General features: G+C 63.7%; 13 protein-coding genes. 3 read left to right on the forward strand and 10 right to left on the reverse strand.

What is annotated here, in order from left to right; translation table 11 throughout:
• Window positions 1-214 precede the first annotated feature (214 nt).
• The 5 genes from WBG06_RS26405 to WBG06_RS26425 form a co-directional block, all read right to left on the reverse strand.
• Window positions 215-790: a hypothetical protein gene (locus tag WBG06_RS26405; protein ID WP_336740793.1), complete on the reverse strand. Its 576-nt coding sequence runs from the start codon at window positions 788-790 to the stop codon at window positions 215-217.
• Window positions 791-1027: 237 nt separating this feature from the next.
• Window positions 1028-1441: a hypothetical protein gene (locus WBG06_RS26410; RefSeq protein WP_336740795.1), complete on the reverse strand. Its 414-nt coding sequence runs from the start codon at window positions 1439-1441 to the stop codon at window positions 1028-1030.
• Window positions 1442-2025: 584 nt separating this feature from the next.
• Complete coding sequence (locus WBG06_RS26415) at window positions 2026-2646, reverse strand: hypothetical protein (RefSeq protein WP_336740797.1); 621 nt, start codon at window positions 2644-2646, stop codon at window positions 2026-2028.
• Window positions 2643-6050 carry a DEAD/DEAH box helicase gene (locus WBG06_RS26420; RefSeq protein ID WP_336740799.1) on the reverse strand — a complete coding sequence of 1136 codons (3408 nt, stop codon included), beginning with the start codon at window positions 6048-6050 and terminating at the stop codon, window positions 2643-2645. The genes WBG06_RS26415 and WBG06_RS26420 overlap by 4 nt, the downstream gene beginning before the upstream one ends.
• Window positions 6051-6322: 272 nt before the next feature.
• Window positions 6323-6556 carry a hypothetical protein gene (locus WBG06_RS26425; RefSeq protein ID WP_336740800.1) on the reverse strand — a complete coding sequence of 78 codons (234 nt, stop codon included), beginning with the start codon at window positions 6554-6556 and terminating at the stop codon, window positions 6323-6325.
• 645 nt (window positions 6557-7201) lie between these two features.
• Between WBG06_RS26425 and WBG06_RS26430 the strand changes: the two genes are divergently transcribed.
• Both WBG06_RS26430 and WBG06_RS26435 read left to right on the forward strand, forming a co-directional pair.
• Window positions 7202-8350, forward strand: a complete 1149-nt coding sequence (locus WBG06_RS26430; protein WP_336740801.1) for a hypothetical protein — start codon at window positions 7202-7204, stop codon at window positions 8348-8350.
• 340 nt (window positions 8351-8690) lie between these two features.
• Window positions 8691-10301, forward strand: a complete 1611-nt coding sequence (locus WBG06_RS26435; RefSeq protein ID WP_336740803.1) for a DNA cytosine methyltransferase — start codon at window positions 8691-8693, stop codon at window positions 10299-10301.
• A 35-nt stretch (window positions 10302-10336) separates the two neighbouring features.
• Here WBG06_RS26435 and WBG06_RS26440 read toward each other — a convergent pair whose 3' ends face one another.
• Window positions 10337-11554 (reverse strand): hypothetical protein, encoded by a 1218-nt coding sequence (locus WBG06_RS26440; protein WP_336740805.1) that lies wholly within the window; start codon window positions 11552-11554, stop codon window positions 10337-10339.
• 85 nt (window positions 11555-11639) lie between these two features.
• Here WBG06_RS26440 and WBG06_RS26445 point away from each other — a divergent pair, with 85 nt between their 5' ends.
• The gene (locus WBG06_RS26445; protein WP_336740807.1) at window positions 11640-12068 is read left to right on the forward strand and encodes a very short patch repair endonuclease; all 429 of its coding nucleotides are present in this window, start codon (window positions 11640-11642) and stop codon (window positions 12066-12068) included.
• Here WBG06_RS26445 and WBG06_RS26450 read toward each other — a convergent pair.
• The 4 genes from WBG06_RS26450 to WBG06_RS26465 are packed head-to-tail and all read right to left on the reverse strand — an operon-like array spanning window position 12062 to window position 21757.
• Entirely contained in the window at window positions 12062-17407 is a 5346-nt protein-coding gene (locus WBG06_RS26450) for a DEAD/DEAH box helicase (RefSeq protein WP_336740808.1), read from the reverse strand. The two genes, WBG06_RS26445 and WBG06_RS26450, sit on opposite strands and share 7 nt — an antisense overlap.
• Entirely contained in the window at window positions 17404-18348 is a 945-nt protein-coding gene (locus WBG06_RS26455; protein ID WP_336740810.1) for a hypothetical protein, read from the reverse strand. Before WBG06_RS26455 ends, WBG06_RS26450 begins: the two co-directional genes overlap by 4 nt.
• The gene (locus tag WBG06_RS26460; protein WP_336740812.1) at window positions 18345-20216 is read right to left on the reverse strand and encodes a hypothetical protein; all 1872 of its coding nucleotides are present in this window, start codon (window positions 20214-20216) and stop codon (window positions 18345-18347) included. Before WBG06_RS26460 ends, WBG06_RS26455 begins: the two co-directional genes overlap by 4 nt.
• Entirely contained in the window at window positions 20216-21757 is a 1542-nt protein-coding gene (locus WBG06_RS26465; RefSeq protein ID WP_336740813.1) for an ATP-binding protein, read from the reverse strand. Before WBG06_RS26465 ends, WBG06_RS26460 begins: the two co-directional genes overlap by 1 nt.
• Between the last annotated feature and the right edge of the window lie 357 nt (window positions 21758-22114).

The following is a 22114-nucleotide window of genomic DNA, read 5'->3' on the forward strand; positions in this document are numbered from 1 at the left end:
GGGCACAGCACACATCCTTCCAGCAGCACCTCTCGGCACCACAGATCAGATGTCACCTAGCCCTGCAGCAGTCCCGATCGCGTCGCCGCTTGGTGACCTGGTGACATGGGCAGGCGCGCGGTGAGCGACCTGAAAAGTCACGACCCACGGCTTTCGTCAGCAAGCATGGGAAGCCGCCGACATTGCTAGGTTGTCGCCTGGGCTGATGTCGGGTCTATCCGCAGGTGTCACAAACGCCAGTCGCCGGCAGCTCCATGAAGCAGGTCAGGCAGGTTGGGGTAGCGCGCTGGGCCTTCTGTGGGGTCGTCCGCCGTCGGCCGCTTGGAGTCGGGGAACGGTGAGCCGGTGGCTTGTTCGGTCGGTCGGCCATCGCCCGTCGCTCGTGGTCCTCCGATGCAGGATCGACGAGGACGGCCGAGAACTCGCCGGTAACCTCATCCAGCTCGACGAGCTTCATCATGAAGTGTTCCTCGGGGTATCGACCTGCGATGGTCCAAGGGTTCTCGTTGAGGTCCCGTGCCGTAACCCAGATGACGTGGAACAGGCCGCCGCAGTTCTCACGAGCGAGCTTCAGGTTCCGGATGCGCTCCCTGTTGCCCGGTTTCGACGTCCAGTCGGCAAGGCCTGGGTTGCCGAAGACGTCGATCGACCCGTCGGCGCCGACCTCGGTCTCCCAGATCGTGACGGCAACCGACTTCAGGTCGGGGCTCACGGCCGACCAGGACCACCTGGGATTGTCCGGAAAGGTGCCGAAGAACGCGAAGGCCTCGGCGAGTGTGGTGGTCTTCATCATCTTCCTTCGCGGCTCGAGTGCCCTGAACTCACGGCTACAGTATTCGCCTTCGCCGGGTGTCGGTTGCAGCATGCACAACGCCGATTCACTCGCGGTTGAAGTCGTAATTGCGGCTCCGCAGGTTTCAGACCCTGCGCCCACTCCACGACGTCATCACCACCCTGGCCGGCCAGACCATCACCGCACGACCACAGATCCCAGCCGCAGGCGAAGCCTGAGGTGACAGTCGGGAGATCAGCACGCACATGCGCCACTGGCTGTGATCTTGGTCCAGCACTTGTCGCAGGTTCCGAAGTCGCGTTCCTGTCCGTCGCGGTCGCGGCGGTCGTGCGCGCGGAAGCAGGACAGCGTCGCCCACATGGTTCCGTCATTCTCGTGTCCGACACGCAGCCCACCTGGAACGAGTGATACGTCGATCGGACCGAGCCACTTGCCCTTGGGCCAGGATACGAAGCCAGGTCTAATGGAGAACGCCTTCTCGCCGTCGACGTATGCCTCGATCTGGCCGGGCTGCACTTCAACAATCGTGGTCTGCTCGGCTGGCAGTGCGCCCAGTGCGGCATCGACGAATCTTTGGTCGTTGAGCGACCACTGCTGGCGCCAGCGCATCACCTGCTGACGGGTCATCACGCGTCGCGAGCTGGTCATCAGGATTCACCTCTGCAGGTTTGGCGCGAACCCGCGATATCGGATCCCACGCGGCTGATCGTGTGCACTAGCGGATGCGCCGCCATCGCGGGCCCCTTCCGAAACGTTGCTGACTGCCCCTCGCTGGCTGGGTTGCAGGTGCGACGCCGCGCACTGGCCATCAGTACCGCCAGCTCGGCATCGGTACGAGCCGTGCCGACATGCTCCAGAACAACATCGCGGCCCACCAGCTCAGGTGACCCGTTACGGTTCACGACAGCCGCCGATCACTCGGGCGATCTGTCTCGGGGCGATCTGTGATCTCCCAACCTGATGCATCAAGATCGCGCATGTATCGGGTCCCAGACCCGTACCTGAATTCGTCCGCTTGTGCGTACAGGTACCCATCGTCGAAGTTGGCGCGGAAGAGGAGGCCCTCCGGACTCACAACCCACGCGAACACAACCACTTCTCGCGCTCGTGCGAGTTCCGCCCAGGACGACTCATGGTCTTCTCCGAGGGACGTGTGGAACATGCGCTTCTCCTAGTTCAGCAGCGACGGCGGGCGATGGGGAGGTGGTTGAGCACGACGCGCCCCGCGCCGCTCATCGCACGAGCGAGAGCGTCAAGATTGCAACCGACAGCGCAAGCGACAATGCGGCGACGAGCAGGACCGCCCGTGTTGTACGGGTGTTGGCAGCGACACCGTCGGAGAGTCCGGTGATGGAGGTCTCCAGGACGCTGATGCGCTCCTTGGCTGTACTGACGTCACCGGTGACCGTGGTGATGCTGGTCGCCAGGGTGCCGAGGTCGGCACGTGCGGCAGTCACTTCGTTGGCGAGCCGGACACTTTCGGCAGTCAGGCGATTGGTCTCATTCGCTAGGGCCTGGGTGATGCGGGTGCCAAGTTTGTGCACCTCGGACTGGGTTTCCTCGGCGATCCTGATCATCTCGACCGGGTCGATCTCGTCGAGGACGTCAGCGAACTTGGCGAACCGCGCGGCAAGAACTTGAACCTCTTCGGCGAGATCTCCAAGTTTTCCTGCCGACGCGGTGACCTGGTTTTGAGCCATGGAGAGGTCGTTGCGAGCATTTTCGACCGTGTTGACCGCTGCGGTGACCTTCGCCTCTGCAGTTCCAAGCGACTCGGCGTTCTTGATGATGTCGCTGAGGGCGAGCTCGGCTTGCCGGAAACCGCTCACGACATCTTTGAGCGTTGTTGTCATCGGAGACTCCTCGTACGTGTGTGGGTGAATCCCGAGACGGCGGCCGTGACGTGCTCCATTCGTCGAGCGAACACGTGGGTGAGTTCGTCGAGGTTGAACTCGCCGGCTTCTGCTCGGTCGAACACTTCATCCTCGAGGTCGATGAGGATGCCTTCGTCGCCATCTGACGTCGCCCAAGCGTCGAGGAGCATCGGTGTGAGGGGCCATGCGCGGCCGTTCTGTTGGTTGCGAAGTTGTGCAAGAGACCAGCGCAGCAACAGTTCGGCGTCGCTTGGGGATGCGCCGTAGTCAGCCAAATTGCCGAACGCCGCCTCTACCGACGTCTGCATCACGGCGAGATCGGGTGCTGGCAAGAGCGCTTCTCCCAAGCCGCGTACAAGAAGCAGGGCTGGGTGATCTGGGTAGGACTCCAACTGCCGGGCCGAGGCGCCGACCCATTCACGCGGATCTGCTGCTGGGACGGTGTCGAGGAGACGGGTGATCCGGGCGGCGTCGATGCCCTCGGTGGTGGCGATGTCGTGGAGGATGCCGGCGAGGGGTCCTTCGGAGAGATAGGCGAGGATCCGCTGTCGAAGCCCTTGGTCGCTCTCGCCTGAGGTTGCGAAGTTGTGCATCTCCGCGAGCGCGCGAACTCGCGCCGGCTCGATCACCCGATACAGCGTCTCCAACAGGACCTCGACGTGATGGCCTGCCCGAGCACGAAGGTTGGTCGGTGCCTCGGCAAGGGAATGTCGATGGATCTCGAGCCGGCCCGGTTCGACGCGCCGAAGGAACGCGAGCAGTTGATCGTCGATCCAGCCGAGGTCGTAATTGTCGAGGTGGACTTCGAACTTCTTGGCACCGTAGTCAATGGTGTAGTCGTCGACAATCCCGAGCATCGCGAGACGGTAGAGAGCTTTCTCCTTCGGGTCAGTTCCATCGAAGGTGTCCTTCGACAACGAAACCTTGCCGCCCGGGCCAGCGCCAAGGAGATCTTCTAGGACGGCCAGTACGACGGGCAGTTCGGACTCCACGCCCTGGTAGTTGTTGGTGAGGAAGAAGTACTGGCGCTTCAGATCGCTGTCGGCGCCCCGGCCCAGGCGTTGGTAGGCATCAGCTCTGTCCGGGCGCTCGATCTGAAGGTTCAGCAGCGTTTCTGCGTCCGCGGCGTCGGGAGGGCTGACGACCAACACGCACCGCGCGGGGTCACCGTCGCGACCGGCTCGCCCCGCCTCCTGGACGAAGCCCTCGAGTGATGCTGGGTACCCGACATGCAAGGTCCAGCGGATATTGGGCTTGTCGATGCCCATGCCGAACGCCTTTGTGCTGACCAGAATGTTCGCTCTGTTCGCCTTGAAATCCTCGGCGTACCTCGACTTCTCTCGAGACCATGCCATTTTGCCGCCGGGCCAATGCTTCGGCGCTGCGCCGGCGTAGATGCGTACCTTTGGGCCCGCCGGCTTAAGGATCGTCGAGACGTCGCGACTCACGTCCTGAATGCCGTACTTTCCGTTGGTGTGTGGAACGAAGACCAGGCCGGAAAGGCTCTGGTCGCCGCGGTCTTCTATGAGCGTTGAGGCTTCGACGCCGAGCGCGTTAGGGATGGCCTCGGTCAAGGCAAGGCGCAGACGGTCGGACCAAGTCTCCTGGGGCCCGACGAGCAGTTCGTAGGACAGGTTTTGGCGGTCGAAAGTGTCCGGGCGGAGGATTTCGAAAGGCCGCTCACCCCAAGCGAGTTCGTTCTGCAGATCTCTGAGTACTGCCGGGCTCGCGGTGCCTGTGAGTGCGAGCAGCGGAGGATCCACGTCATCCCACCGTCGGCTGAGCCACCGTACGTTACGGCCCACGCGAAGGTAGGCCGTACGGAAGTCGTGGCCCCACTCAGACACGCAGTGTGCCTCGTCGATCACGGCAAGGTTGACCATCTGCTCTTCAGCTGCCTGAGCGAGCGCATCGCGGAAACTCTGCACCTGAAGTCGCTCTGGGGTCAGGAAGACGATCAGCGAGTCACCACTCGCGACCGCGTCGTACGCGTTTGTGCGAGCGGTCGCGTTGGCGACCTTGCCGCTATGTAGACCGATGACCCGATCGATCCCGTCCGCACGCAGGCGGCGTTCCTGATCGTCGACCAGCGAGACCAGCGGATCGATCACCAAGGTCACCCCGGGTCGCAGGAGGCCCGCAATCTGGTAGATGAGGGACTTGCCTGCACCAGTGGGTAGCAGCACACAGGCATCTGAACCCGCCAGGGCGGCCTTGATCGCGTCGATCTGACCGGGCCGGTAGTCCTCATACCCGAAGAGGTGTCGAAGCACCATGCGCAAACCTGCGTCCACGCTTGGGTTGTCTTGGTGAATGTTGCGACGCTCCGGATCGGACTGTGAGGCCCACTCCAAGTTGGCCGGAACGTACGCTCCTCGGACGACCACCGTGGCCATGTCCACACGAGGCAGCGGCGCATGTGGCGGCACGAAGGGTTCGAGAACCACACGAACGCGAGGCGCGCTCGCGAACGGTTCGGGTGCCTTCCGATATCCGGCATCGGTCAACGACCAGCACTCATCCGCGGTGCGTACCAGGGACGGGCGAACCTGTAGATCCCAGACGAGGTCGATACCTAACAGGAGGTCGAGGACCTTGCCGAGCAATCCCTTGCCCCAGCCGGTCTCGTCAACCAGATCGATGTCCCACTCCCCACCAGGAGGCAACTGCCCCTGATCGAGGAGTTCGACAAGCGCGAAGGCCAGCCGAGTAAAGGCTCCCGGCTCATGCACCATCCGAATGAGGTCTTCAACTGGCGCCGGTTGCCGCATGGCCGCAGTCTCCCGCAGCGCAGATCCGAGCCTGGTCTCGACGGAGAGAGCCTCGGGGCCAGCCCAACGGCTCACCTTGATGCCTGCCTTGCGCAGTGCTTCGTCGCGGGCCTCGTCGACAGACAGGGCGCTGGTGTGTTGGGCCCCGTCGAGCTCGATCACAACCGGCGAAGGCATCCACGGAGGCGCCAGGAGGAAATCCACCCATCGCTGACTACCTTCCGGTTCCTGAATGAGAGCTTCTAGCGGCGCCTGCGGAAAGACGAACCTGCTCAGGGTTGGAAAGACTTCGTCTACGAGTTGCGCGAAAGGATGCTCGTACGTTGGGTCAAGCTTGATCGAGGAGTCGAACCCACGTGAATCGCTTTCTATCGGCCCGACGGCGGCGGCAAAGAGCGCGTCCGCATCTGGGGCGTCGATGTCACTGGGTTCGAGTACGCCGATCACTGGGTTCCGTCCCCGCTGAAGAACCTTGCGTGCGACGTTGGCGAAGTACCGGACATCGTCACTGACATCGGTGGCACGGTCCGTCACTGCGACAACGGCGCCTGAAGTGAGCCGCTCATACCGCTCGCGTTGCCACCCTGGCATGCCCTGTATCAACTCGTTCATGCCGCGGCCTGGCCTCCGACCACCCAGCGGGGTGTACGTCGTCGACCAACCTGGGCGGGACCAGCGTTCCCTCCATGGAACGGATCGACCCACCTGCGTTACTTCTTCCTGTCGTCACAATCCGAGACGGGACGGTTCTTGCGAACTGCAGCGTAATCGAGGCGCGTCAGGTGCGTATCCGAATCCGCAACTCAAGACCGCCCCTGCTATGGCGCCACTTAGTCAGCCTGTGTTGATCACGCGGGGTCGGGCCACATTGTCGAACCTTAGTCTCAACTGCGACGAAAGGCCCTGGAGGGCTGGTTGAGGTAGTGGCGCTCGATGATCTGCACTGCACGGTCGACGACTTCGATGTGGCCGAGGTCATCGTCGCTGCGGTTGTAGACCTCGTCGATGACCTGCTGGACGGCGAGGTTGGCGTAGCCGGTGGCCGCGACGACCTGGATGACGTCGAGGCGGGCAGTGTCGTCGGCCGGAACGATCGCGACGACCTTCAGGTCGTTCATTAACCCCGGCACCTCAACCCTTGCCGGCGTGTCCTGCCGCACAATCGTCGGTCGGAGTTGTGTGCGATCGCTTGGATGCCACCGCCCAATACTACTCACGACGAGGCCTCGCGGGTCGGATGTCGGCTCTCGCATACCTCCACGATGGGGGCATCCCGCGAAGGGTGTCGAGCGTGTGGTGTCGGCCAGCGACGGCTATCCGCACCTCCAGCGAAGCGCGGCAACCGGAGCCGGACCACCGAGTTTCGACCATTGACCGACAGCTTGGCGGGGCGCGCTGCTAGGGCCTTGGGACTGCTCGGCAGGACCATTCGAGTTCTGAGCACGTCGCGTGACGGCCGCGTATCGACCTGTTCGTCCCCCACTTTCAAGTATGCCGCTGCGCAATCGCTGCGCCGTGTGGGTGGTGGCGTGAGGATACGGTCGGCTGGCCCCGAGTTTAACGAGGGCGGGGGAGGAGCAAGGAGTTTGGACCCGTTGATTGCGAAGCAGGTCTCTGTCGAGTGCGTCGTGTGCCAACACGTGGCATCAGTATCGGCCGCAGACCGCTCTATGCCTGTCCATCCCGCTGCAGAAGCCGCCAGCCCATTCCCTTGCGTGGGCAGTTGGACCGCCATTCGCTGGCACGATCCTGACGGTGTCAGAGTGACCGATGCCGATCGCGCCTGGCTGATCCAGCCCCTTCCCGAGGCGGCTGCGGCAACCGATGATGACCTCGCGGCAGCCATCCGGTGGCTTGGGCCGTACGGCGAGGGCGAGCTATCGCCAGGGGATGAGATTCGCCTCGTACGGTTCATTCGAACCGCCGGGATGCGGCGGCCTCCACGTATGAAGCGAGGATCTGAACAACCCGAAGTGCCGAAGGTGGCGGTGAATCCGAAACCAGGGGAGCGCCCAGTCGGGGCTATGGCGACGGTGGTTTGCTCGTCATGCGGACGTCGGGTCGACGCAACGCGCGACGGAAGGGCAGTCAGGCATCCGCTGAAGAAGGGTGATCCCTCGAAGGGGCGTTGCTCCGGAAGCCGGGCACGGCCGGTTGCAGCTGCGTCGGCGCCAAGCTACGTGGAATGCGCTGTTTGCCAGAGCGAGGTCAAGGTCACCGCTACGGGCAAGGCATACAAGCATTCGACTGCTGGCGCAGCCTTGGTGTGTGAGGGCAGTGGCAAGACGGAGGCCTGGCATCGGACGACGCTGGAGCGCTCACAGATCAACCCGCTTCAGGCTTGGCTCAACCTTGGCCCGCTCTCGATTGCGCCGCGCAAGATCACTGCACATGATGTGAAGATGGCTCGTGCCGTACGACGCTCGCTTCTGGGCAATCCTTCGGCTCCCCTTTCCAACGTTGAGATCGCAGACAACTTCCTGGCCTACGCGCGAGCCTGTCGGCCGGATCTGTTCAACGGAGGGTCTACCGCGTCATGGGGGACTCAACCTACAGAGAGGACGCCGAACCCGGTTGCTGCCAACACGATGACCCGGCTTGACGTCGATTGGCTGAAGCGCCGGCCGGTCCGGAAGCCGATCGGACGCCTGACCAGGGAAGACGTCGCGGTCGCGGCGAGGGTGCTCAAGGGAAGCAAGCCTGGGACGTCGAATCACGCGGCAGCAGAGGTTTTCCTGTCCTTTGTGCGTGCGCACCGGCCCGACTTGATTGACGAGAGTCTCCAACCTGTGTTTGCTCAGGTTGACTTGAAGTTGACGGTCGGGACCCCCGAGCGTCCATTGGACAAACGGCGAACCGAGCCGACGAAGAAGATCTTCTACCGCGAGGTGCTGGTAGGGAAACGATCCTGAGTCGCACGACCAGGCTGTCTCCAAGGCGGGCGCGGCACGCAGTCGCGCGCGGAGCGCACTCGGCGCGTCCCTGACGTCGCGGCTGCGGGTCACGACCGAGCGCTGCTCCGCTCACGGGGTCTTTCCCCCGCCCAATCAGCAACGCGAGTTGCGACTCAGTCACCTGCGTGCCGTTAGTTAGTCGACCGCTACCGATGCTCGAAAATCCGAAGCCGACCCAGCGACCGGGCGGCGTCCCCGACCCGTTGCGAGAGGCGAATCGGAGGCTCCGCAAGTGTGGGATGCAGACACGCGGGCAGCGGAGTCGTCGAACACCAGCTCGGCAAGGTACCCTGCCCGTATGGTGGACCAGCCCGCGTTCAAGTTCATCGATCTCTTCGCCGGGATCGGTGGCTTCCATGCCGTGATGAAGGCATTCGGTGGCGAGTGTGTCTACGCTATCGAAATCGACAAGGCGGCCGCAGCCGTCTACGACGCGAACTGGGGGCTCCACGGGGGAGAATCGGCGCTCGGCGACATCACGCAGGACGCCGACGATGAGCAGGGCGTGATGAATGTGCCTCCGCATGACGTGCTGTGTGCTGGTTTCCCGTGCCAGCCCTTCTCCAAGTCTGGGGCTCAACGTGGCATGGACGAGGCGCGCGGGACTCTCTTCTACAACATCGCCTCGATCATCAAGGCTCATCACCCGAAGGTCGTGCTTCTCGAGAACGTGCGCAACCTGATCGGGCCCCGTCACGAGCACGAGTGGCATGTGATTATAAAAACGCTTCGCCAGGAGGGCTACCACGTCTCCTACAAGCCGGCGATCTTCTCTCCGCATCTTCTGCCCGAGCACCTCGGCGGGACACCGCAGGTCCGCGAGCGCGTGTTCATCACCGCTACCTACGCGCCGTATCGTGTCCCTCGCGAAGCGGACGGGTCTATCGCAGAGATGGAGACAGGCCCGGCGCCAGTGGCCGACATGGCCAGGCGGTTCCCGCGGGAGCCAGACTCGGACGGGCTCTTCGATCCCGGGCACCCGGATCATGGCTGGGACCTGGACAAGTTGCTGGACGACTCCCACAACATCGATGGCTGCACTCTCACGGCGTCAGAGCGTCTCTGGATCGACGCGTGGGATGAGTTCAAGACGATGATGTACGACCGCACTGGTGAGCATCTGAAGGGGTTCCCGTACTGGGCGGATTCGTGGCGTGACTTCCCCCAGGTTGAGAACCTTGTCCGCCGAAACCTGCCGCGTCCCGAGCGTGACGGTGCGACGGGCCATTACCTGCCGCTCGGCGACATGCCACGTAAGTGGATGCCGTCGCGCGTGACTCGTCCCCGCATCGACCCCGATCTGCCGGAGTGGAGGAAGAGCCACCTTCGGCGAAACTACGACGCGTTCGAAGCACACTGGGAGGACATCCTTGCCTGGGCGTACCGCTGGGGGGTTTACACGGACCTGTTCCCGGCCTCGCGCCGAAAGCTCGAGTGGCAGGCGCAGGACACCAAGCGCCTCTGGGACACGATCATGCACCTTCGGCCCTCAGGCATCCGCGCGAAGCGGGCAACCTACGTGCCGGCGCTTGTCGCGATCACTCAGACGACGATTGTGGGCACACGCGAGCGCAGGATGTCACCCCGCGAGACCGCGCGTCTCCAGGGACTTCCGGACTCGTTCATCTTCCCGAACCAGCGCGATGCCGCGACCTACAAGCAGCTCGGTAACGGCGTAGCGATCGGCGCGGTGCAGCACATCTTCCGAGAGCATCTCCTCCGCGACGCCCAGATTCTGGCGAACTACGCCGAGGACAACGTCAAGTCACCCAACGGCCTGCCCTACGACCCCGACGGCGTTGGCCAACGGCTTGCGGAGGCGGCAAGTACGACACCGGCGCAGGTTCAGGAGTTCCTGCAGAATCACGTCCCGGCCGCCCTGAACGGCCTGGCTGACTCCGAAGGGTGAGTTGAGGCACCGCCCTTGCGCGCCGGCCTGCCGCCTCAGATCGAAAGAAGGGGCCCGTCGGGTTCGGTGTAGATCAGGAAGTTGTCGACGTTTCTCTTCTTGATCATGACCTTGAGCGCGCGGGCTGTGCCGTCGGGCTGCTTGCCCTGATTGAAGTCACCAAGGACCAGATGTGCGTTCGCCTCGTTTACCTCAAGGATCAGCATCTTGACGAACCGCACTGACTCCTTGAACTTCGAGGCGTACGAGAGCGGGTCATAACCCTTCTTCCGCTTGAAGCCAACGGACTGCTTCCATTCGTTCCATCTGATGGTCGCGACATCGCCGTGATCCTTGGCATGTCGGGTCTCGTGTTCATAGATGACGTACCAGAACCGACCGAACTCTGCCAGGCACCGTTTGATGTCTTCAGCGTCGTTGCCCGGTGACTCCTTCTTGGTCACGTCGGACGCCTTGAGGTCTCCGTAGTACTCGAGCTCGACCCCGTCCTTGAAGACGAGGTCATAGTCGTACTGTCCCTTGTGCTTGACCTTCTGGTACTCGACGAGATTGTCGAGACCAGCTCCCCGAAGGAACGCGTCAAGCCGGAACTCGACATAGAAACCCGGCCACTCCGCTTGGAACGTATCTGGCCACTTCGCCGCGTGCATCTCCTGGACCGCGTCCAGCGCCTGCACCTGCTCATTCAGCAGGAACTCGGCGTTGAAACGGCGGAACACGTCCACCCGATGCTGCTGTGACTCGTATCCGTTCGTGAGGTAGCGAGCGAACTGATCTGCCCGGACGCTGGTCAGACGATTGCCGTTACGGTCAACCCGTGAGAACTGCCCGAGGGTCTGAGCCTGGAAAAGGTCGTTCGTGGAGACGTGCGCCGCCGAGTTGTTCGCCTTGCGCTGGACGTAGGTCCCAGGATCGAAGTCGATGAAAATGGTGACCGCGCCGTAGTGATAGATGCCCACGAATCGCGGCGTCAGTCCCTCCGCCGACGCCTGACGCTCCACGTCGATCCATGATTTCGGGATCTGGATCCGCTTCTTGAACCCTGGCCATGGGTTGCCTAGATGCGTGACCTGCTTCTTGAGGATCACCTGGTCATGAAACCTGACCACCCGCTCGCCGGCGTACGTCGCGGCAACCGCGCCAGGAAGCGCACCGAGGAGCAGCGCATTCTTCTGCGGCTCGCTGAGGGTCGTGTCGACATCCTCAATGAGCGCACCGTTCGGGCCAATCTGGTCAACTATTACGGATCCCACCGGAGGTTTCTATCAGTTGGCGGGCGACTTTGTGCAGGAACGCCAACGCGATCCTCCCGGGGCGTTGAAGTGGCAGGATCGACCCATGGCTGCCAAGTACGAGTCGTGGGCGTCGTCGTCGACGGTGCGGGCGACCATGCGAGCAAATCGGCGCCGCGATACCAAGCCCGAATTGGCCGTCCGGCGCCTCGTGCATGCAGCGGGTCTCCGATACAGGGTGGACGCGAGACCGCTGCCCCTGCTGAACAGACGAGCAGATCTCGTATTCACTCGCGCGAAGGTCGCTGTCATGATCGATGGCTGCTACTGGCATGGGTGTCCTAAGCACGGCATCGCGGCACGTACCAACGCCGACTACTGGAGCGCGAAGATCTCCCGGAACGTTGAGCGCGACCAAGAGACCAACGCCCTGCTGCGAGCCGCCGGGTGGACCGTGATCCGCGCCTGGGAGCACGAGGATCCCGCTCTCGTGTGCGAGCGCATCATCTCCCAGGTCCGCGGCCGCTATCACTGATTCTTCGGTGCCAGTTCGATGTCATCATCGACTGGTCGTGCGTCTTGGACGATCGGGCTTCTTTCATACCCAAGTCTGGGGAGACGCCCCATGCGGGCACGGGTCTCCACAAGTCCCGGTCGGCGGGCGATCTCGTATCCGCTGGTGACCTGAAGGTCAGTCGAGCCGGCCCTCGCTGCAACCGCCTTGAGTTCGGGTGCGGCGTTGGCGCCGATGCTCAGCAGCGGGTGGGCGATGAGCAAGCTCTTGTTGCCACGGGCACTCTGGAGAACCGTCGCGCCGGGATGCGTTGAAACGACCTCCCAACCGAACGCGTGCGCGAAGGAGTCGACGGCAGGGGCCCATGGATCGCTGCCGAGGTTTGGGCGCGATCCGCGCAGCAGACCGAGTGCTTCGGAGGCGAGGAACCAGTCGAGCATCGGGTGATAGGCGCTGTTCGAGTAGTCACGGAGACAGTCGTAGCAGCTGCCATCACAGCCGTCGGTCGCGTGTGCCTTGTACTCGGAGACGGTGTTCTCTGCCGCGTCGATGAGGCTGCCGAGATTGGCGGTGAGCCACGTGGCGTAGCCTGCACCGTTCTCCAAGCGGTCTGCGAGGAAGATCTCGCCGACAACCGGGCCTGAGGGCAGGGCGCGCGGGCTGATCTCTGTGACCAGCTCGTCGGTGCCGACGTCCAGCAGCCGGGCAGCCGCGTTTCGCAAGAGGAAGGCGAGGCTGGTCCATGCTGAGCGTGCGGCAAGATTGTGAACGATGTCGACGTCGACCCCGACGGGTAGGTCTGCGACGGAGAGTCGGAGGACATCGGTGCTGCGAATTGATCCGAGGCTGACGGTGATCTCGGGCTCGTGTGCCTCGTCTCGCAGACGAGCCATGCCGGCGCGAGCGGCCAGGCCGCTGTTGTCCAGGAGATCAAGGCTGATGAGGCCCTCGCTGAAGGAGTACGCGCCACCAGGGAAGCGCGCGAACCTGAAGCCTTGCCCATGGTTGTCGTTGACGCTCACGAGCGATGCCTTGCCACCGGCGTACGCAAGGTTCCCGTCAGTCTTCCACGTCAGGCCGGTGGCGACAGCCAACCGCGGGCGAGTTGCGAACGACCTTGCGCCGCGGCGGCCGTTGTAGTCGCGTGGCCAGTATGAGGTTCGGAACCCTAGTGGCTGGGAGACATCCATCTGCCGGAAGTTCTCTCCACTGGTTCCGCAGACCTGGCATGCCTCGCCGAACGTACCTAGGTAAGCCGCGCTGCATGACCGGCAGACAGCGGCCGGAGTCAACGACCCCTCGGGATGTGGGACCTCCTTGCCTCGTTGGTCATAGTCGACCAGGCCGACAACGAGATGCTGAGCCTTGTCCTTGACCAGCTCGCTGCCGGGAGCGAACTCGGAGATGGCGATGTCGATGTCGCGGGAGAGCGGCTCCTTGGCGTCCCGCCGCCACGCCTCCGACGTGTGGAGGCTCCGCTCGCGTGTGGGGAAGCCGAACATCGGCATCACGCCGCTCTCGGCCAGCCGATGGCCGAGCGCGTCGTCCTCACGAGAGGCGTTGGCGATCTTGACGACCTGGTCGCTAAGCGTGCCGTCAGTGCACAACTTTGCAAGGCGCGCCGCACGGCTAGGGTCACCGACCAAGGCGAGGGCCGCCCGATATGCCACCTCGGCCAGGTCAGCGAGAACGGCTCGCAGCGTGCCCGCGACCTCGGGGACCGCGCCACAGCCCCCAAACTGACCGTGGACGTTCCGGCCAGCCACGAATCTATCGTGGACCGACGCAACTCTCTCGAAGGCGATACGCAGAACCTCGGCATTCAGCGCACGCAACGCGATGTCATCGCTATCGAGGTCCAAGTACGGGGCCGGTGGCGGATCTCCAGTCATCTTCTCGGGATGAGCGAAGTAATGGGCGTCATGACTTCGGGTGCTCCGGGCGATCGTCAGCGCGACAGCAAGATGGTCACGGCGCCGTCCGGCGCGTCCGACACGCTGCTGATAGTTGAAGCGCTGCGGGGGCATGTTGCCCATGACCACGGCCTTCAGAGCGCCGATGTCGACGCCGGCTTCCATCGTGGTGGTGACGCTCAGCACATCGATGGCGTCCGCCTGAGGTACGTCATCCTCATCTAGGAACACCTCTTGGAAGGCGGCCTGTCGCCGCTGGGCCTCGGATCGATCCGTCTGCCCGCTCAGTTCCTCGGCGTGCAGGCGTGACTCCGGCTGGCGCGCGAGCAGAGCGTAGTAGTCGTCGTCTCGATGTTCCGTCGGCTTCTCGACGACTGAGCCGAGGCATGCTGTGCAGACCCCGCCGCTCGGGTGGCCATGGGGTCGTCGGCATCGCGAGCAGCGCCACCCAGCGCCTTCGAGCGCTCGCAGCTTCAGGGACTGTGTGCTCAGCCGGTAACCGTTGGCCGGGCTCAACCCGAGGCACTGATAGATCGCGGCGAGGACCTGGTCACGTGCCTGTTCCTGGCCATGCGCCTTGAGCACAGCATCGACGTACTTGAGCACCTTGGGCGGGATCGCGTCGCCCGAGCGCATGTCCTCGTCAGTGAACCGGTAGAGGTGGCCAAGAATGCGTACGCAGCTGTCTCGTAGTTGCTCGAAGAGGTCTGAGTCGACATCTGGGTCCGTCGACGGCTCGGTATCGATCAGGGCGCGGGCGATACCGAGACTCTCGAGGTCGCGCCCTTGGCCAGCAAAGACGACCTGTCGCACCTGCTTGTGAAGCCTGGTCTCGATCTCCGTTTGGAGCGCTTTCAACGAAGGAGAGAGGGCGAGCGGATTCTTGGCCGACGGCTGGCCATCGGACCAGTCATAGACCTCGGTCCATCGCTCGTCCTTCTTGCTCCGCTGGGCGTCGACCGCGATCCCCGCCGGATTGATCCCTAGCCGCAGCAGCGCTGGCAGCACACGAGCCGTCAGATGCTGGAGATCAGTGTCGTTGCTGGTAGGGAGGGCTCCCCGAAGAGATGCCCAGTCCTCGTCCGAGTCGTTTCCTTGCGCCAGTCGCGCAGCGGCGAAGAAGGCTGGAGTTCCCATCGCCACGCGCGTCATCGCCAGTTGCGCTTCGGGGGCTTGGTCGCCTTGCATGCCTCTGATGACGTTCGTGGCGAGATCCTGAGGCGTCGTTGCGGCGACAACGAGTTGTCTCACTGTGTCGAGGTAGTGGGACTGTTCCACGCCGGCGTTGACCCGGGCCGCGTCCTGGCGGCTGTCGGAGAAGATGACAGATGACGTTTGCAAGGCTCGGTGGAGGGACGAGACGAGGACCTGGGTGATTCGCTCGTTACCGGTTCCCATCGTGCGCACGACCGTGTTCGTCCAGCCCGCGTCCTCGAAGTCGAGGTCACGGTCGCGCCTGGACTCGTGTCCACAGCTCGGACAGTTGTCGGGGAGAGCAGGCACGTTGCTGACTGAGCCCCCGCTCTTGTGCCGAACCTCCAACATCCAGGTGTTGGGTTCGCCTCTGCCCGTGACCCTGCCCGTGGCGGCGTCATAGCGCGCCGGAATCCATTCGTAGTCGTAGGTCGATCTCCCGCGAGTCCAGGAGAGATCGAGCGGATCCCGATCGGGCTGCGTCCAGAGAACACGATAGGCGTCGCCGGTTCGGCGCTGCTCTGGAGCATCAGGGAGCTCCTCGAGGTTCGCCGACGTGCTGACGAGGTACGTCTCCGTGTCGGCGACGCCGGTCGAGGTGTAGCCGCCGATGAAGGCCTCTCCGCAGTGCTCGCAATAGAGCAGCTCAAGAACCCTTCCTCCGCAGTCGCAGACGAAAGTCGGCTGCGCGTACAGGCGGCCGACTCCACCAGAGAAGTCAGGGCATTCGCTGCTCGTGCACGCCCAGAACCCAACGAGGTTCCGGAACATCATGTGCGAGCGCAGGCGGAACGGTGCGCTCTCCTGCCGTCCGGCCCACCCGATGAGACGGTCCAATGCCTCATCACCTCGAGCGGATCCGGGGAAGATCTCTGCACTGACCTGCGACATCGGTAGTGGACGCCAGCCAGCCTCGCGGAACGGCGCCTCGATTGCGCCGCGGACGTGAGCCGGGCTCGCCTGGAACTTGTCCGCAATCAACTCTTGCTCGGCGTCGTCGGGCAGCGTCTGTGCCGGAGTGATCAATCGCTTACCCCGGACCGGACTGAAGTCCTCGGCCGGCTTGTCGAAGAAGCCGGACACAAAGTCACGGTCTGCGGCTCGATCCCATTCGATCGACGCGGTGGTGGCGATCACGCGGAACTGCTCTGGCCGATCATCGAGGCCGAGACGATGGCGGAGCCTCCGCACCAGGTACGCGACCTCAGATCCTGCTGTGCCGCGATAAAGGTGGAGCTCGTCAACGACGAGAGTGAAGACATGGTCCTGTGACGCGTCGAGCCAGCGTCGTGTCTGCTCGAAGATGCTGCGTTCATCCGACCTCATGAGCGCCACGTTCAGCATGCTGTAGTTGGTGATCATGACATCCGGAGCCGCGATCTGCATGTCCCATCGGGATCGCATCTCTGGGCCGTTGGGCGACGGGAGGAACTGTGCGTCAGCCTCGTTCAGATGGCCGGAAGCCACGAGCTGGTGAAGCCGATCGTGACGGTGCTCTAGGAGCTGGAGCTGGGCGCGTAGATCGGCGACGCGCCCTGATCGCGATGTCGCCTTGGGTCGCGGCCCACTGACTGGAGTGAGGCTAGTGTAGCGGCCAAACCAGAACCGGTGGCCGGGTCGGTTCTCGGCCATCCACCTGGTCGGGTCGGCGGTGGCGAGGGTCCGACGCAGTCGCGCGAGCTGGTCGTCGACGAGCGCGTTCATCGGATAGAGGATCAGCGTACGAAGACCTGGCAGACGCAGGCCGGAGTCTGATCGTTGCGGTTCGAAGACGCCATCTGGTGATGCGTACCAGCGGTTGTGCGGCGTCGACGACCCGGGTCGCCAAGTCCTAGACTCGCGCACCAGTTGCGCCAGGATCGGGATGAGGAACGCCTCTGTCTTGCCGGACCCGGTGCCCGATGTGACCACGACGTTCTTGCCCTCAAGATACGCGGCCAGCGCATCGACCTGATGTGCGTAGGGTCGATCGATGCCCTTGAGCAGACCCGAGCGGAGCAGTCCGGCGAGCTCAGGGACCCCGGCGGACGCGCAGACGGCATCGAGGTCGGTGTCGCTCGGGACGTAGTCGGGCAGCATCTCGAGCAGTGGCTCGTGTGAGAGCCCGCCCACGCGGCGGAGGAGGTCAGCCCGCTTCTGCTGGAGTTCGGGGTCGCGGAGATCGAACTCGGTCTCGTAGTAGCGCTGGTATACCTCGGTGAGGTTCTCACGAAGGGCAGCAGGGGAGACTGCGGCTGCCGAGTGGCCGTTCAATGCATCACAACTTTCTTGTTGAGGATGCCTGCGATCGCTTCGGCGAAGGCAAGCGTCACGTTCTCGTAGCGCGCCGTTGGCTGGTCGGTATGGGTGATCTCTTGTGCGACTCCTCGACGTGGAAGTCGCCCGCTCCTGAGTACGAGCGCACGCTCTACCTCTGCGGGGAGCCGGACGGCGCCTACGGCATATAGGTGCCGAGCCGTCGGGACGTACAGCAATTGGGGGTGTGCGGACTCATGTGGAAACCACATCGCCCATCGGAACTCACGCTCGCGCCAGGTGGTCGCGTCGATCTTCTCCGCGTAGATGAGGCGATGGTTCCGGAAGTAGCGGTAAGTGCCTGGCCGGCGGTCGCCACTCACCGACTCCCATTCCGGTCCAGTCGCGCCGTCCTGTGTGCCTTCGACGAGACGCCCGGCGAGCTCACCAGGGCGTACCTCACGAAAGACCGCTGGAGTGCCGTTGGAACGAAGGTGGCTGACAAGTCCGCCGGCCAGATCGTCGCGTACCCGGATGCCGACCTCGCTCAGGCCGGCTACGTCGGCCCCGGGGCCGACGGTGAGGTACCAGGTGGCAGGACCTTCCTGCGCGATCTTGGTGTTCTCAGTGACGTAGTCGGCGAGGTCGCGTAGAGGCTTGAATTCGGAGCCATCAAGATCGTCGAGCTGCTTTTCGAGCCAACGCGGTCGAGCCCCGATCAGCACGCCGTTGCCGCCGCCGTCAGCGAGACGGGTCCACGTGGGTGGCGTGACGGCCCACTTGCGTTCATCGGTCTCGATGTGTCCGAGGCAGTGGAGGTCATGGATCAGCTGCCGGCCGGTCGTCGCGTCCGTGACGTTCGCCGCCACCCACTCTGCGGCTCGGTTCAGAGAGGCGAGGGAGCCCGCCTGTATCTCCGATGCCCAGAGAAGGAGGTCGTCATAGGGCGTCGTTGTCATCTGTTCACACTCCGCATCAACTCCGCCAAGCAGCGCTTCCAAGCCTTGTCGGACCGGCGCTCGTCTGGCCCGCACCCGACAATCAGGCGGGTGACCAGGCGACGTGCCGCGTCGATGTCAATTGGCCGATGCTCGGCATCCGCGTCAGCGATCGCAAGGGCCGCTGGCACCGGGATGACATGCGGCTTGCCCATGTATGAGTCGGCGATGACGTAGGCGGGCTTGAACCAGCAGTTCGTCACCATGCCAGTCATCTCGACCTCGTTGCTGTACAGATCCAGGTCGCCCAACCATCGTGGGGTGTGCACACGGCGGCGCTCGGCCTCGCCGTTGGGGCCCACGAGCCAGACGTCACCGTCGGTGTGCGGCACGGCGACGCGGTCCCCATCAGGGACGCTGTCGATCCACGATTCCTCGTATACGACAGGTGGCTTGGTGAGATCCCGCAGGAGCGTGAAGCGAAGGTCGCCGCTGTTTGTCACAGCCGTGTGCTGCCCTGGAGGAAGCGCTAGGTCGCGCAGCGAAGCGGTTCCTTCGACCGCCTTCACCGCCGGCGATCCGTCGACCTGCACAAGATCGTCAACGCCGGCGATCTCGGGGACACCTGTTGAGCACCAGAGGTATGTGTTCGTTGCCGCTCGAAGGATCAGGCCGCCTGAGAGACGTGGCTTCCTCGATGAGGTCGATTTTGCGCCGGCCTCAGTGGGCAGGTCGAGCTCGACTCCACTGGGCACCATGTACATCGTGCGGCCCGCTGGCGCGTCGTTGTGCCGCTGGACGGGTGCCGGAGGGTCGATGGGAAGTGGGTCGCTGAGGAGCAGGAACTGATCGGCATTCAGGTCACGCTCAAGGACCTCGACCCAGCCGCCGACCCCTCTATCGATAGAGAGCCAACGATGAGCGCGAGGAGGTGAGGTAAGGGTCGGACCGTGCTCGATCTCTCCGACATCGCCAGCTCCGACGAGGCTCCAGAGGTCAGACGGTGTCGCGTAGACTCCCTTTGCTCGCCGCATCTTGCCGGTGACGTTGCCGACCCGCCATTGAAGGGCGTCTAGCTCAGGAACGGGAAGAGTTGCGAACCACCACTCTCCGCAGGTCGGCTCGTAGGCGAGCCGCAGCCGAAGGCGTTGCATGCCGGTGAGCGAGACCGACCCATTCCAGGCTTGGTACTCCTGCTCGACGACAGCTCTGAACACCTCGGGATGGTCGTTGTCGAGTGTGGTCAGCCGGGTTTTGCTCGGCGTGTCGGCGGCTGTCAGAAGCGGTCGGCGGATCATGGAGTGCAGCTGAGCGCCAGAGATCCGCTGAGCTGGCCTGATCCCAGCCTCCCGGAAAAGCCGGACCAGCAGACCCCGGTCGGACGGCCTGACCAGTGCCTGCGACAACGGCCAGCCGATGTTGGTGAAGTGAGCGTGCTCCTTGGCAGTCGGTGCACCGAAGCGGCCGTCGTTCGCGACGAGCCACTCGTTGAAGTGACGGAAGATGCTTGGCACATGATGGTCGAAGCCGGGAGGAGCGCCATGGCCGCGAAGGCACAGATGCCTGTTGAGGTCGGGGTAGTACTGGAACTTAGTCTCGGCACGCTCGACGGCGACGTAAACGAGGAAGCAGAGCACGGCGAGGTACGGAGGTTGTTCTTCGCGATTTGTTGACCGCGCCACACGTGCCCACCGCTCGAACGGCTCTGCTCCGCCGAGTGTCGAGACCACCGCCTCGAGGAAGGCCTCGGTCGCCTGGGTGGTGTCGACGCCCGCGTCGCTCGCTACCTCCTCGATGACCGCTCGGTCGGTGTAGAGGTAGAGCGGGGCGTCATTCTGCTGGAGGAACCGACCGCACAGGGCGCGGTTCCATCGTTCGTAGTTCGTCATCATTGGTTCGCGCTGTGGTCCAGGGTGAGGCTGAGGAAACGCCGAAGCTCGTCTGGGGGCACGTCATCGTCGTAGACGAGCCGGGCCTGCGCCTCGGCAGTGGCGACGGCGAGCGCAAACTTGGCGACCAGGGTGCGCTCGGCCTCGTTCTCGAGGTGCTGGGCGACAAAGCGGTTGCCGGTGTTGAGCCTGACGGCGAGAGTGAAGTCGTCTGACTGTGTGACCTCGAGCCAGGATTCCGCCGGGCCGCCGTGCACGAGGACCAAACGCGCCCGCATGGTCTTGACGCCTACAGGCAGGATTAGTTCCTGGGGCACGTCTCGGTGGATTGCCGGGGTGAGGTCGCCAACGCGCTCCGGCGCGTTGGGCGCCGCCGGGAGGTCGAAGGGCTTGAAGGGATCCGTGGTGGGCTGATCGTGTCGGGCCGGCTCCTCGCGCCGCTTCGCTGCATCCCTGTAGGTCGGGCTGCTGACTCCACGCTGCACCTCGTCGATGGCCCGTACGAAGTCTTCAGGTTCGATCTTCTTGGCGGCGACGCGAGCGTTATCGGCAAATGACCTGAGATCCTGGACTGCGGGAGCGAGGGCGTTGATCAGCTCCTCTTCGAGGCCGGCGTCCCATGCGAAGCCATCTTTGGTGAAGTTCACTGGGAAGTCGTCCATGTGGAGCTCGCCGATCAGGCGCTTCCCGCTGTGGCTGTTGACGCTCCCAATGACTTCCTTCGGGCGCCAGTTGGCGTCTGGTCCGCCGATGATCATGCGGCCACGCCGGAGCAGGGCGAGCCCGGCATCGGTCTGACTCATGCGCTGCATGGCGCCGATCCAGCCGGTCACCCTGTGGCGTGTCCCTGTGTAAGGGTCCTTGACCGTCAGGTCGATCGCGGTACGCGCGGGCTGCGTTGTGCCGTCAACCTCGCGGTTCATCAGGTCAGGGGTGCGGAACCAGAGCCGCTCCTTGTTCCATGACAGGACCACGTCTCCGCTGGTGATGTCGACGCGGTAGATGCTGGCAAGCAGCCGCTTGGTCTTCTCGATCTGACGGCCTGCGATCGGGCGGGAGAGCTGGCTGACTTCGACAGTCGTCCCGTGTAGATCAGGATCGACGTAGGTCTCCTCGATCTCGACATGCCGCTCACCCGCGGCGACCTTCTCGACGTCGAACACGACACGGTGCTGTCGCGGGTCGCCCTTGCGCGTCGTGGTGACGGACCAGAGCGAGCCGAACCAACACGCGGCGGTCTTGAGCCCCATCCCGAACTCGCTCCGACCCGAGCGGTCCTCGGGCGGCTTGCTGAGGAGAATCGCTCGCGCGAGCTGGTCGCTCGTCATCCCGAGCGCATTGTCTTCGATGGTCAGCCGGTCGGCTCGCTGGCTGTAGTCGATGCGGACCCTGAGGCTCTCCAAGGTGCCGGCGCGCTTGCCGTAGATGAAGCTCTGAGTGGCGTTATCGACGAACTCCGCGATGGCGTGCCAAGGCGTGTAGTTCAGCCGACCGAACGTCGCGTAGACGTTGGTCGGGGGCGAGACGTCGATCTGTTGCAAGGTTGTCCTTCACGTCGAGATGAGCAAGTACGGCAGATAGCGACCCGAGCGTGCGCGGGTTCGGTTATCCCGACAGGTGTCGCGGCTGCCTGCCGGGTTGCCTGCGACTGGTGAGGAATCTAGATGAGACCACCGACACTTTTTCTAGGTTCGGATCTTTTGCTGCCGTAGGAGGCGCGGAGCGCTGGTTCGCGGATACCTAAATTGGTGTAGGCAGCTTTCGGCGAAGGTGCCGCTCGTTGGCGCTCGCTTCGTAGCCTTCGATCGGCGGAAAGGAAGGAGGGGACTGCTGCAGGATCTGGTGACAGATTGGGTCACGCAGCCTGAGTGGCTGGTGTGGTCATGATTGTCTCGTAC

This window comes from Nocardioides sp. CCNWLW239, assembly GCF_037137035.1.
Taxonomy (GTDB): Bacteria; Actinomycetota; Actinomycetes; order Propionibacteriales; family Nocardioidaceae; genus Nocardioides.

What these genes read in the sequence shown, in the direction of transcription:
- WBG06_RS26435 (WP_336740803.1), top strand. Translation starts at nt 8,691, where the DNA reads ATGGTGGACCAGCCCGCGTTCAAGTTCATCGATCTCTTCGCCGGGATC.
- WBG06_RS26445 (WP_336740807.1), top strand. Translation starts at nt 11,640, where the DNA reads ATGGCTGCCAAGTACGAGTCGTGGGCGTCGTCGTCGACGGTGCGGGCG.
- WBG06_RS26455 (WP_336740810.1), bottom strand. Translation starts at nt 18,348, where the DNA reads ATGACAACGACGCCCTATGACGACCTCCTTCTCTGGGCATCGGAGATA.
- WBG06_RS26410 (WP_336740795.1), bottom strand. Translation starts at nt 1,441, where the DNA reads ATGACCAGCTCGCGACGCGTGATGACCCGTCAGCAGGTGATGCGCTGG.
- WBG06_RS26460 (WP_336740812.1), bottom strand. Translation starts at nt 20,216, where the DNA reads ATGACGAACTACGAACGATGGAACCGCGCCCTGTGCGGTCGGTTCCTC.
- WBG06_RS26415 (WP_336740797.1), bottom strand. Translation starts at nt 2,646, where the DNA reads ATGACAACAACGCTCAAAGATGTCGTGAGCGGTTTCCGGCAAGCCGAG.
- WBG06_RS26420 (WP_336740799.1), bottom strand. Translation starts at nt 6,050, where the DNA reads ATGAACGAGTTGATACAGGGCATGCCAGGGTGGCAACGCGAGCGGTAT.
- WBG06_RS26425 (WP_336740800.1), bottom strand. Translation starts at nt 6,556, where the DNA reads ATGAACGACCTGAAGGTCGTCGCGATCGTTCCGGCCGACGACACTGCC.
- WBG06_RS26405 (WP_336740793.1), bottom strand. Translation starts at nt 790, where the DNA reads ATGAAGACCACCACACTCGCCGAGGCCTTCGCGTTCTTCGGCACCTTT.